General features: G+C 64.5%; 12 protein-coding genes. 6 read left to right on the forward strand and 6 right to left on the reverse strand.

What is annotated here, in order from left to right; translation table 11 throughout:
- Positions 1 to 146: 146 nt before the first annotated feature.
- Positions 147 to 1,325: an MFS transporter gene (locus AC1D2G_RS19760; protein WP_477228141.1), complete on the forward strand. Its 1,179-nt coding sequence runs from the start codon at positions 147 to 149 to the stop codon at positions 1,323 to 1,325.
- 25 nt (positions 1,326 to 1,350) lie between these two features.
- Here AC1D2G_RS19760 and AC1D2G_RS19765 read toward each other — a convergent pair whose 3' ends face one another.
- Positions 1,351 to 1,806, reverse strand: a complete 456-nt coding sequence (locus AC1D2G_RS19765; protein ID WP_477228140.1) for a MarR family winged helix-turn-helix transcriptional regulator — start codon at positions 1,804 to 1,806, stop codon at positions 1,351 to 1,353.
- A 218-nt stretch (positions 1,807 to 2,024) separates the two neighbouring features.
- Here AC1D2G_RS19765 and AC1D2G_RS19770 point away from each other — a divergent pair, with 218 nt between their 5' ends.
- Positions 2,025 to 2,819: an SDR family NAD(P)-dependent oxidoreductase gene (locus AC1D2G_RS19770; protein WP_477416014.1), complete on the forward strand. Its 795-nt coding sequence runs from the start codon at positions 2,025 to 2,027 to the stop codon at positions 2,817 to 2,819.
- 22 nt (positions 2,820 to 2,841) lie between these two features.
- Here the strand turns inward: AC1D2G_RS19770 and AC1D2G_RS19775 are convergent, their stop codons facing one another.
- On the reverse strand, positions 2,842 to 3,441 hold the full coding sequence (locus AC1D2G_RS19775) for a LysE family translocator (RefSeq protein ID WP_477416299.1): 600 nt from the start codon (positions 3,439 to 3,441) through the stop codon (positions 2,842 to 2,844).
- A gap of 176 nt (positions 3,442 to 3,617) precedes the next feature.
- Here AC1D2G_RS19775 and AC1D2G_RS19780 point away from each other — a divergent pair, with 176 nt between their 5' ends.
- Complete coding sequence (locus AC1D2G_RS19780) at positions 3,618 to 4,487, forward strand: LysR family transcriptional regulator (protein ID WP_477228138.1); 870 nt, start codon at positions 3,618 to 3,620, stop codon at positions 4,485 to 4,487.
- A 12-nt stretch (positions 4,488 to 4,499) separates the two neighbouring features.
- On the opposite strand, the gene AC1D2G_RS19785 is transcribed toward AC1D2G_RS19780, so the two are convergent.
- From AC1D2G_RS19785 to AC1D2G_RS19795, 3 genes are all read right to left on the reverse strand, one after another.
- Positions 4,500 to 5,153 (reverse strand): dihydrofolate reductase family protein, encoded by a 654-nt coding sequence (locus AC1D2G_RS19785; protein ID WP_477228137.1) that lies wholly within the window; start codon positions 5,151 to 5,153, stop codon positions 4,500 to 4,502.
- Between the two features lie 118 nt (positions 5,154 to 5,271).
- Positions 5,272 to 6,114: a protein-L-isoaspartate O-methyltransferase family protein gene (locus tag AC1D2G_RS19790; RefSeq protein WP_477228136.1), complete on the reverse strand. Its 843-nt coding sequence runs from the start codon at positions 6,112 to 6,114 to the stop codon at positions 5,272 to 5,274.
- A gap of 74 nt (positions 6,115 to 6,188) precedes the next feature.
- Positions 6,189 to 7,553: an Nramp family divalent metal transporter gene (locus tag AC1D2G_RS19795; RefSeq protein ID WP_457153166.1), complete on the reverse strand. Its 1,365-nt coding sequence runs from the start codon at positions 7,551 to 7,553 to the stop codon at positions 6,189 to 6,191.
- Positions 7,554 to 7,784: 231 nt separating this feature from the next.
- On the opposite strand from AC1D2G_RS19795, the gene mntR reads away from it, so the two are divergent.
- Positions 7,785 to 8,240: a manganese-binding transcriptional regulator MntR gene (gene mntR, locus AC1D2G_RS19800; RefSeq protein ID WP_167392353.1), complete on the forward strand. Its 456-nt coding sequence runs from the start codon at positions 7,785 to 7,787 to the stop codon at positions 8,238 to 8,240.
- Between the two features lie 109 nt (positions 8,241 to 8,349).
- A complete protein-coding gene (locus tag AC1D2G_RS19805) occupies positions 8,350 to 8,538 on the forward strand; it encodes a hypothetical protein (RefSeq protein WP_095090960.1) in 189 nt (62 codons plus the stop codon).
- Positions 8,539 to 8,652: 114 nt separating this feature from the next.
- Here AC1D2G_RS19805 and AC1D2G_RS19810 read toward each other — a convergent pair whose 3' ends face one another.
- A complete protein-coding gene (locus tag AC1D2G_RS19810) occupies positions 8,653 to 10,722 on the reverse strand; it encodes a hypothetical protein (protein WP_477228135.1) in 2,070 nt (689 codons plus the stop codon).
- 193 nt (positions 10,723 to 10,915) lie between these two features.
- Between AC1D2G_RS19810 and ypfJ the strand changes: the two genes are divergently transcribed.
- Positions 10,916 to 11,842 carry a KPN_02809 family neutral zinc metallopeptidase gene (gene ypfJ / locus AC1D2G_RS19815; protein WP_477228134.1) on the forward strand — a complete coding sequence of 309 codons (927 nt, stop codon included), beginning with the start codon at positions 10,916 to 10,918 and terminating at the stop codon, positions 11,840 to 11,842.
- Positions 11,843 to 11,982: the final 140 nt, after the last annotated feature.

Consider the following 11,982-nt stretch of genomic DNA (forward strand, 5'->3'; position numbering starts at 1 on the left):
GCGCCGTTCTTCCGTTGCGATCCGTGCTGACCGACTGTGCTGACACAGGGCTGTCAGGAGGGTGCTGCTATTTTTCCCTGGCTTCATTGACATCATGCCCTGTCATGTCCAATTGTTCAATAACTTTTGAACTAAGGACACGCCCCATGGACAAGCGCCTCTTCTGGCTTGCGCTCGGATCGTTCACGATCTCGACCGAAGGCTTCGTCATCTCCAGCCTTCTGCCCGACATCGCGGCGGACGCCGGCATCTCCATTCCGCTGGCCGGCACGCTGATCACCGCCTTCGCGCTCGCCTATGCGGTCGGTACGCCGATCCTGGCGACGCTGACCGGCGAATGGGACCGGCGCCGTGTCATCCTGTGGACGCTGGTGTTCTTCGTCATCGGCAACATTGCCGCCGCGCTGAGCTCCTCCTTCGAACTGCTGCTGATCGCACGCATCGTCATGGCGCTGTCGTCGGGCCTGTTCGCTGCGACCGCGCAAGGCACGGCGGTGGCGCTGGTTGATGACCATCACCGGGCCCGCGCCATTGCCGTCGTCGTCGGTGGCACCACGGTGGCTGTCGCGGTCGGCGCGCCGCTTGGCGCTCTGGTCGCTGCATTCGCCGGCTGGCGCGGCACGTTCTACGCCATTGCCGGCCTTGGCGCGCTTGCCGGCGCGATCCTGTGGTACCGGCTGCCACGCGGCATCGTCGGCACCAGGCTGCCCCTGAAGCGCCGGCTGGCAGCGGCGCTGCGGCCCGGCGTGATGCCGATCCTCCTGACGACGCTTCTGGCGCTGACCGGCGCCTTCACCGTCTTTGCCTATGTCGCGCCGCTCGCCATCGAGGGCGGCGGGCTCAGCCAGATCGCGCTGCCCGGCATGCTGCTCGCCTTCGGTGTCGGCGCCGTCATCGGCAACATCGCCGGCGGCCAGGCAGCCGACCGTTTTGGCGCCACGCGCACCGTCGGCTGGTCGCTGACGCTGAGTGCGGCCATGCTGGTCATGCTGTCGGTCATCCCGACCTTCCTGCCGTCCCATATTGCCGGACCGGCGCTGATGGCGATGATGGTGCCGTGGGGCATTGTCGGCTGGGCGTTCCCGCCGGCGCAGGCCAGCCGCATCATCAAGCTGGCGCCCGACGCCGCGCCGATCGTGCTGTCGCTCAACGGTTCGGCACTCTATCTCGGCGTGGCGCTAGGAGCGGTGGTCGGTGGCGCCGTGCTGCGCTATGGCGCGCCGGCCGATCTCGGGCTGGTCGCCGCGGCCTTCCCGATCATCGGGCTCGGCATCGTGCTGGCCGGTCGCTGGGCGGCGCGGCCGGTTGCCATGCCGGCTGAATAGTCTTCTCGGAGGCCCGTCGGCTGCCTTAGCTGGCCGGCGGCAGCTCGAAATCCAGCGCGGCGATGTCATCTAGCGCCGCGCGCAGTTTTGCCGCCTGATCCTTGCCGACCACGTCCTCGAAACGCTGCTGGGCGACCTGCCACAGCTTCATCGCCTCATCGAGCTTGACCAGACCTTGCGGCGTCAGCCGCACGCGCTTGATGCGGCGGTCGTCCGGATCGGCGAAAGTCTCGACATAGCCGTCGCGGATCAGTGGCTTCAGCGTGTGGCCAAGCGCAGACAGGTCCATGATCATGGACGCGGCAATGGCGCCCATCGCCGGCTCGTTGCCGATATGGATCTGGTAAAGCAGGCCCTGCTGCGTGGCCTTGAGGCCCGAAGGCGCAAGCACATCATCATAATACTGGCCGAGCTTGCGTGCCGCGCGACGCAGCATGGCGTTGTTGCACAGCGTCAGGCCGGGTAGGGCATCTTTTGACATTTTTTCTCTCGGCGACGGCTGCATCACGCCCGACCGCTTACCCTTAAATAATCTCAGTCCCGATCATTGACAAGATAGTGGCATATGCCTATTTCATACATAGTGGTATATGCCACTAAATAAGATCAGATGGCTTTGGCGGCAGGGCAAGGGCGGTTGCCCACGGTGCCGGCGGCAAAAGTCGAAGCGAAGCAATCAGTCGAAGAAGGAACAGGACAATGAGTGGACAGAGCAACAAGGGCACGGCGGTGGTCACCGGAGCTTCGGCGGGCATCGGTGCGGTCTATGCGGACAGGCTGGCAGGGCAGGGCTATGACCTGGTGCTGGTGGCGCGGCGTGCCGACCGGCTCGAGGAACTGGCGGAGAAGCTGCGCTACGCCTACGGCCGTAAGGTCGGCGTGATCAGCGCCGATCTCGCCGACGACAATGATGTCCGCCGCGTCGAGCAGGCGATCGCCGCCGACGACAGCGTGACGGTGCTGGTCAACAATGCCGGCATTGGCGGCCAGCAGGTGGTGGCGACAGCCGATGCCGACGCCATCGAGCGCATGATCAAGGTCAATGTCATCGCCTTGACGCGGCTGACCCGTGCGGTGCTGCCAGGTCTGGTGGCGCGCAACCGTGGCGCCATCGTCAACATCGCCTCGGTGCTTGCCTTCGACACCTCGTTCGGCGGCATCTACAGCGGCACCAAGGCCTATGTCGTCAACTTCACCGAAGCCCTGCAGCGCGAAGTTGCGGGTACGCAGGTGAAGGCGCAGGTGGTGCTGCCAGGCGCGACCCGGACCGATTTCTGGGAGATCGCCGGCAGCGATATCGATAGCCTTCCGCAGGAGATCGTCATGACGGCGGACGATCTGGTCGATGCCGCACTTGTCGGCCTGGCCAAGGGCGAAACGGTTACCGTGCCGGGGCTTGCCGACGCCACCAAGCTGGACACTTTCCTCGGCGCGCGCCAAGCCTTCTACGGCAGCCTGCATGCCAACAAGCCGGCGGCACGCTACGCGGCTTGAGCCCGCGTGTGGCGGTTGGCGTTCAGGCCGACCGCCACATTGGAATGATCGAGGCGGCAAGCACCAGCGCCAGCACGATGTTGAGCGCGCGCCATTGCCATTCTGTCTTGAGCAGCCGGGCAAGCAGCATCCCGGCCACGCACCACAGCGACAGCGAGGCAGCTGCTGCCAAGCCGAAGGTGGCGCCTAGCAGCAGCGCAAGCTGCAGCGGGCCGCTGGTCAAAGCCGCGAACGAGGCTGCCGCACCGAGCCCCATCGCCCAGCCCTTGGGGTTCATCCATTGAATGCCGGCGCCGCCGAGAAAGCTGTTCGGACTGGCCATGGTGACGTCCAGGTCGGGCGGTCCGCTGCGACCGATCTTGATCGCCAGCCAGACGAGATAGAGCGAGCCGACGACCTTCATCGCCAGTTGCAGCGAGGGCACCGCAAGCAGCAGGCCGGCGAGCCCGGCGGCCGCGGCGGCCGTCACCGTGGCGAGGCCGGCGGCACTTCCAACGAGCAAGGGAACGGAACGGCGAAAGCCGAACTGCGCGCCGGACGCCGTCGACAGGGTCGTGGCGATGCCGGGCGTGGTGGTGGCAATGATCGCAAACAGGACGAGGGGGTTGATCGGCTCGAGCATGCGGCTTCCTTTAAGCGTGTCGACACGCTTCAAGTTTTGTTTCTGCATCTCGTTCTCCCAAAACCGCTGCGCATTTTTGGGCGACATGCATCGACGGACACCGCCATCCTAGCCGCGCATGAACTTCAGTAAATACAATGTTTGCTATGCTTGGCATTAGAAGACATAATGCAGCTATGATCCGAAATCTCGACATGGCGCTGATCCGCACCTTCGTCACCGTCGCCGACAAGGCCAGCATGACGGCGGCTGCCAATGCGCTGCACCTGACGCAAGGCGCCGTCAGCCAGCAGGTCAAGCGGCTGGAGGAGGCGCTCGGCGCCAGCCTGTTCGAGCGCGACCGGCGCGGCCTCAGATTGACGCGCGCCGGTGAGCGGCTGTTCGGCAAGGGTAAGCGCCTGCTGGCCTTGAATGACGAGATCTGGACCGACATGGCGGGCACCCCGGTGGCCGGCCAGGTGCGGCTCGGCGTGCCCTACGATCTCGTCGGCACCTTGCTGGCGCCGGTGCTGAAGCGCTATGCCGAGACCTATCCGCAGGTCGAGATATCGCTGGTCTGCGCGTCGTCACCGGAGCTGACTGCTGCCCTTGCGGCCGGCACCATCGACCTTGCGGTGATCGAGGAACGGGTCGGCCCGTCGGCCGGCGAGTGCCTGGCCATAGACCGGCTGGTCTGGGTCGGCGCCAAGGGCGGCGTTGCCCGCGCCAAGCGGCCGCTGCCGGTTTCGATCGTTGCCGACACCTGCGCCTTCCGGCCGGCGGTGCTGTCGGCGCTTGGTGAGCACGGGCTGGAATGGCGTACCGTATTCGAGAACGGTAACATCGACGCGACGACGGCGACGGTGCGCTCGGACCTCGCGGTCACCACATGGCTGGCCTCCACCGTGCCGGCCGATCTCGACATACTGCCGTTCGATTCAGGCCTGCCGCCGCTGCCGAATTTTGCCATCAACCTGCATTTGCCGAGGCATGGTGTCGGGCCTGCAGCGCAAGAGTTCGCGCGGCATATCCGCGAAGGGCTGGCGCGGCGGCTGGTGGCGGCTTGAAACCAGGTCCAGCTACTTCCAGTTCTTGCGCCGCTCGATCTCTGCCTCGGACGGCTTCTCCGGCGCGAACGATCCGGTCTTGATCTCGCCGCCACGCTCATACGTCGCCATGATGACGCCGGTGCTGGAGGCCTGCGGGCGGGTCAGCTTCAAGGCGGAAGGCATGGTGCCGTTGCCGAACAGCCGCTTGCCCTTGCCCAGCACCAGCGGGAAGATCAGCAGGCTGATCTCGTCGATCAGGTCATTGGCGAGCAAGGTCTGGATCAGGTCGCTCGAACCCTGGATGAGCAGGTCCGGGCCGTCTTGCTCCTTCAGCTTGCGCAGCGTTGCCACGACATCGTCGCCCAGCGACTGGCTGTTGTTCCAGGTCAGCGTGTCGTGCCGGTGCGTCGCCACATATTTAGTGACGGCGTTGAAGCTTTCGGCGATCGGATCGTTGTCCTGGTACGGCCAGTGGGCGGCGAAGATGTCGTAGGTCTTGCGGCCGAGCAGCAGGTCGAAGGGCTTGGTGAAGGTCTCGCCCATGAACGCGCCCATGGCGTCATCCCAGTAGTGGAACGTCCAGCCGCCGAACTTGAAGCCGCCGACCGGATCCTCTTCCGGACCGCCTGGGGCTTGCATGACGCCATCGAGGCTGACGAATGTCGCGGCGATGATCTTTCTCATTCCAATGCTCCGGTTTCTTCAATCCACGCCGTCGCGGCTGGACTTCAGCCCAAGGACGCGCGGATCGCCGCCCGTCCGACACCGCTGGCAAGATTTTGACAGGCCCGCCGTCGGTGCGTCACCTGCGAGGCCTGGCATCGAGGACGCGCGAGGAGAACCAGACCTCACCGAAGATCGCCGTGGCGGTGCGGTCCGGCAGCTTGTCCGACGTCAGCCAGATCGAGCGGCTGCGCGCGGCCTGGTCGCGCGTCGGGATCTTCGCCGCGGGGTCTGCAACCGAGGCGCCGACACATGGAATGAACCATGAGCGCATGAAGGGGTTGCAGGCGAAGCCCTTTTCGGTGCGGGTCACCATCACTGACAGCGGGACGCGCTCGGCCGGGCGCCAGGGAAAGATCATGCGACCGCCCGGCCGCAGCGCCTTCAGCCATCCCACCGGTGGCGCGGCGACCCCGGCATTGACGTAGATGATGTCGGATGGCGGCAAGGGCGACGTCACGGCATCGCCATGGACGACGGTCACATTGCCATAGGTTTCGAGATTTTGTCGTGCGAGTTCGGCCAGGTTGTTGTCGAGTTCGAAAGCGGTGACGGTGCCGCCGGGCGAAACCAGTTTGGCCAGTGCCGCGGTATAGTAGCCGGTGCCGGCGCCGATATGGCAAACGGCTTCGCCGGGTTTCGGCGCAAGCTTGCCGATCCACATGGCGTGCAGGAACGGCTCGCCGTTGTTGATGCCCTTGTCGTTGTCGAGCGCCACCAGCACGTTCTGGTAGATGTGAGCCGGATCCGCGCTCGGCGTCGTGATCTTGCCGTTGCCGGCGATGATCGTCCACGGCCCAGGACCGAGGAAGGCTTCGCGCGGCACCTCGGCGAAGACCGCCTCCAGGCGCGGATCGGGCGAGCCGGCATTGGCGGCCATCAGCCTCGCGTAGAACTTCCTGACGTCTTCTATCCCGGTCATGACGCGGGAGAAGATAGCGCGGATTGCCGATTTGTCGCCGGACTATCTCTCAGCAGAGCAGTCGATTTTGCGTCTCAGCCGACCCCGAACATGGTGTCGTAGAGCAGCTTGAAGTTGAGCACCAGGATGATCGCGGCGACCACCCAGGCCAGTGCGGCGACGCCGCGCGGAATGGCGAGGTTGCCCATCTTCTTCCTGTCGGAGACGAACTGCACCAGCGGGACAACCGCGAAGGGCAGCTGCATCGACAGGATCACCTGGCTGAACACCAGCAACTGGCCGGTGCCTTTTTCGCCATAGAGCGCGGTGACGATCACCACCGGGATGATGGCGAGCCCGCGCGTCAGCAGGCGGCGTGCCCAGTTGGGGATGCGCAGGCGCAGGAAACCTTCCATGACGATCTGGCCGGCCAGCGTCGCCGTCACAGTCGAGTTCAGGCCGGAAGCCAGCAGCGCGACGGCGAACAGGATCGAGGCGATGCCGAGGCCCAGCAGCGGCGACAGCAGCTCGAAGGCCTGGCCGATCTCGGCGACATCCTGGTGGCCGGTGTCGTGGAAGGCGACCGCCGACACGATCAGGATCGAGGCATTGACGAACAAGGCGAGCATCAGGGCGATGGTCGAGTCCGTCGTTGCCCATTTGATGGCGTCGCGCTTGCCTTTGTCGGTGCGCTCATAGGCGCGGGTCTGCACGATCGAGGAGTGCAGATAGAGATTGTGCGGCATGACGGTGGCGCCGATGATGCCGATGGCGATGTAGAGCATTGCCGGATTGGTGACGATCTCGGACGACGGAATGAACATTGCATGCAGGATCGAGCCGGCCGGCGGGGCGGCGACAAAGATCTGGATGGCAAAGCAGCTGAAGATGATGATCAGGAGCGCGATGACGAAGGCTTCGAGATAGCGAAAACCCTTGTTCATCAACAACAGCACGAGAAAGGCATCGAGCGCCGTGAGCACGGCGCCGCCGATCAGTGGAATGCCGAACAGAAGCTGCAGCGCGATCGCGGTGCCGATGACTTCGGCCAGGTCGCAAGCAATGATGGCCAGTTCGCACGCGATCCACAGCATGAAATTGACGGGGCGTGGATAGTAGGCGCGGCAGGCCTGGGCGAGGTCGCGGCCGGTGGCGATGCCGAGGCGGGCAGCCAGCGCCTGCAGCAGGATCGCCATCAGGTTGGAGAGCATAATGATGAACAGCAGCGTGTAGCCGAACTGCGCGCCACCGGCGAGGTCGGTCGCCCAGTTGCCCGGATCCATATAGCCGACCGAGACCATGTAGCCGGGGCCCATGAAGGCGAACAGCCGGCGGAACCAAACGCCCGAGTTCGGCACGGCGATGGAAGAATTGACCTCGCGCAGGCTGGGCTGGTCGTCCTCCTCGGGCCTGGCGAACCGCCAAGTGGATTGGGAGGCTGTGGCTTCGACTTCAGACATGAGGGGCTTTCCGCGAGACGTGTCGATGTTCCCCTAAGCTATGCCATGGCTCAACATTATGCAATATGCTATATTTCATTGTCGGTGCTTTTTGTTCGAGCGGCGACCTGGCGCGGGAACGGTCGCCGACAACGCCGGTTGCGCCTGTGGCGGAATGCAAATAAACGGCCTGAAGAATCAGAGCCCGTGCTATGAATGCATGGACGGCTAAACTCCCAGGAGGGGCGCGCATTGGCGCTGAAGAACAGACCGGTCCCGCGCGAAAAGCCGCTGCCTGACGCCGACGTCCATTCGGAGGGGTTCAGGCACACGCGCGAAGCGCGCCGCAGCGCGTTGGTCGAGGATTATGTCGAGCTGATCGCCGACCTGATCGAAGACGGCAACGAAGCGCGTCAGGTCGATATCGCCGCACGGCTCGGCGTGGCCCAGCCGACGGTGGCCAAGATGCTGACCAGGCTGTGCGCCGACGGCCTGGTGTCCAGAAAACCCTATCGCGGCGTGTTCCTGACCGATGCCGGCCGCAAGGTCGCGGTGGAGAGCCGCATCCGCCACCAGACGGTGGAAGCCTTCCTGCGTTCGCTCGGCGTCAGCGCCGAGACTGCGCGCATCGATGCCGAGGGCATTGAGCACCATGTCAGCGCCGAGACGCTCGAGGCATTCCGCAAGGCGATGACGGCGGCACGCTGAGCTGCGTCAGCGCCGCGTTTCCCGAACGACGAAGCCGCGCGGGAACCGCCTGATGTTACGCACGTTGCTCCTGACACCGCGCGATTGGCGCGCGCCAAGGGAGGAAGTGATGGGCGTTGAACAGGCACCGACCGCTAAGGGCAAACAGGCGGCCAAGGGATTGAAACAGGCAGCGGCCAAGGACGAGCGCAAGACCGAAGCCGAGACCGGTCACCCGCTGAAGAAGGGCGCCGCGCGTTTCGAGGAGCGCTCTAAAAGTTCCGACGGCAAGAGCGCCGGCGCCAAGCAAAGGGATTAGGCGCCTTTCGGGCAGACATCGGCAATTGTCGGCGAAAGCCGTTTGCTGAGATGTAGCAACGGCGCCTTCGTTGACCACTGGGCCTATCATTTTGCCTGCGGCAAAACCGGGCTCTCACTCCCTGACATCTTGCACCCAGCTTCTGGGGTGGCCGTCGACGCGGAACTGGAAGATGAAATAGGGCGGGATGCAGGTGCCTTCACCAGGCTTGGCCTGGGGCAGGTCGTCATAGCCGGCGGTGCAGATATAGTCCTCGCGGCAGGGATGCGCCTTGTCGCAGGCGCGCAGGCCGGCGGTCTTGGTGAATTCCTTGGTGCAGAATTTGTGGTCCTTGCCCGACGCAATGCAGTCGTTGAAACCGGTCTTGGCCAACCGGCCGCAGGTCGCCTCGTCGGGAAGCTTTTCACAGCTTGCCTTGCGCAGCATGCCGCCGGGAAAGCCGCCGGTCTTCTGCTGCGGATTGTCATAACGCTGGCGTGCGGCGCCATAGCCGGCGAGCTTGACCGGCGGCTTCTTGTCCCGCGCCGGATCGATGGCGCATGCCTTGGCGGTGGCCGGTGACAGCCGGCAATACTGGTCGTTGCCCCATGTCGACATTTTTATCTCGCCGAACTCGACGGGGTCACCGACCGCTGTGCCGGCCTCGCTGACGCAGGTGCCGAAGCCCGGATGGATTGCGCTCTCGTGGACGCCGGCGCAGCGCAAGCCTTCGCCGCAGCTCCAGTCCTTGAAGCTTAAATCCTCGCCCCGATAGCAGATCGAGCCCCAGCCATTGTAGAGGTCGCTGCCCTTCAGCGCCTCGGCGTATTTCTGGTCCGGACGGGCGGCAAAGCCACGCGTGAAATCCGGATGGCCGCCGGCGGCGAACTGCTCGACGATGGCGCGTCGACGCGGCAGGTCGGCAAAGAACACGGCCGAGCCCGGCACGAAGACGGCGTTGCGGCGCGGCTCGCTGGCCGGGTCGGCGCCGGTATAGTGGAAGCCGGCAATGCCATGCGTCTGGTGGCAGCCGGTGCAGGTCATCTCATTGAGCCGCAGTTCGAAGCCTGCCACCGACTTGACGGAGGAGAGCGTGTTGCCCCTGGCAACGTAGTCCTTCAGCGCCTTGTCGATATCGGCGTCGTCGACCAGCCCATAGGCGATGTTGTTCTGCGACCGGCTCAGGCCGCCGGGTGCTACGGAGACGGCGCTCTTGGCCAGGAACTTTTCGTCGATGACCAGCCGGCCATGATCGAGGTCGTAGATGTTGCGGTCGGTGAGCAGCCACTTGGCGAAGGACGGCTTGTCGGCCAGCACGATCGCCCGGTCGATCTGGTTCTCCATCTTCGATTCGTAGAAGCTCGATGTGGCCGGATCCCATTTGAAGATCTTCAGCAGATATTCGGCGTGGCCGCCGAAATCGCGGCGCGTCGAGGCCGATAGCCTGAGCACCTGCATGTTGAGTTCAAGGCGCATGATCTGCGACGAATTCAGCATGGCGCCGGAGAGCGGCCCTTCGTCAGAGCGCAGCCACGCCGCCAACTGGTCTGGCGGCAGATCCATCTGCCCGGCGGCAAGCCAGCGCTTGGCGATTTCGGCGCAGGATACATCGATTGCGCTCGGCAAATCCCTTGAAGCACGGGCCTGGGCCCGCGTGGGCTTGGCGTTGAACACCAGGCTCATGGTCAGCGGCAGGCGCGAGGAAATGCGCTGGCCCGCCTTTCCCTTCACCGGCTTTTCCGCGACCGAATAGTGGAAGCGATAGATCAGCCGGATCTCGCCGCATTCGGTATGACCGAGATAGCCGCGATCCATGCGGTTGACGACGCCGGTCAGGTCGAGCGTCGAGCCGTCGTCGTCGATGTATTTCGGATTGAATTTCTGGCTGGTGTCGGTCGACCTAGCCATGGCCGCGACATAGGGGTCGGGACTGGTCTTCGGTTCGTCGGCGATCTCAAGCTTGACGGTGTCGCGGACGGTGGCCAGCGCCGGCACCGAAAATAGGCCGCGATTGTCGACCTCGCGGGTGAGGCCGAGTGCCGGACCGAGCAGGCGGCTGATCGACAGGCCGCCGCGCTCCAGTGCCTGCAAAGTGGCGGGATCGGTGACGGCGACACTGGAATCAAGCGTCACCGCGCCGGCACTTGCGAGACCAAGGCAGAGCAGGGCCGCGAGCAGCGACACGAATTCACCGAACGTCTTCAAGCCTCGCGTACCCCTCCGTTTGCGGCGATGCTACAGGCCTTCCGTGGTCTCTGCCAGAGTGGCGAGGCAGCCATTCGGCAGGGGCGCAGTCTCGAAAAATGCTGTGACTTGGTGCAACCATTGGGATAATTGTTTGTTGGGTTGAGCCGGCCTTGCCGGAACAACGGGGAAGTTCGCAGCGCGAGGAGTTGCCATGCTCTGGAGAGGCCGTCGTCAGAGTGACAATATCGAGGACGACCGCAGCGACAGCGGCGGCGGGCTCGGCGGCGGCAGCCCCGGTCAGTTCCGCATCCCCATCGGTGGTCGCGCCGGCGGCGGCGGCAGCATCTTCCTCGTCATCCTGGTGGTGCTGGCCGGATGGTATTTCGGCTTTGATCCGTCGACGATCCTGGGCGGCGGCGACGGCGGCCTGCTGCCGGGCGGCGGCGGGCAGATCACCGACGACAGCGGCGGCCAGGACAGCGGCGCGGGTGCGCCCGCCAACGACGAGATGAAGCAGTTCGTCGCCACCGTGCTGGCCGAGACCGAAGACACCTGGACCGGCATCTTCAAATCTCAAGGGTTGACCTACGAAGACCCGAAGCTGGTGCTGTTCAGCGGCCAGGTCCGCTCGGCCTGCGGCTTTGCCTCCGCGGCAGCCGGACCGTTCTATTGCCCCGGCGACCACAAGGTCTATCTCGACATGACCTTCTTCCAGCAGCTCGACCAGCAGTTCGGCGCCTCGGGCGAGTTCGCCCGGGCTTATGTGGTCGCGCATGAGGTCGGCCACCATGTGCAGAACCTGACCGGCATCATGTCTAAGTTCAACCAGATGCGGCAAGGCATGAGCGAAGCCGATGCCAACCAGCTGTCGGTGCGCATCGAGCTTCAGGCCGATTGCTTCGCCGGTGTGTGGGCACATTACACCGCGCAGAAAGGCATATTGGAGCAGGGCGACATAGAGAGCGCGCTGAACGCCGCCAAACAGATCGGCGACGACACGCTGCAGAAGAAGACGCAAGGCTATGTCGTGCCGGAAAGCTTCAACCACGGCACCTCGCAGCAGCGGCAAACCTGGCTGGCGCGCGGCTACAAGAGCGGCAAGCTTTCGGATTGCAACACGCTGAGCGGCCCGATCTGAGGGACCGTTTTCCGAGATCGACCTGACGGCGAAGCCTCCGTCAGGGGATGTCAGGATGAAAGTATCAAGCCTGTTCCCTTATTGTTCCGGGCGACAAGCTCGCTTATAAGGTGCGTCCGCCTGCGCCCCAGGGCGAGCAG

Source organism: Mesorhizobium sp. P2_C7 (assembly GCF_056404515.1).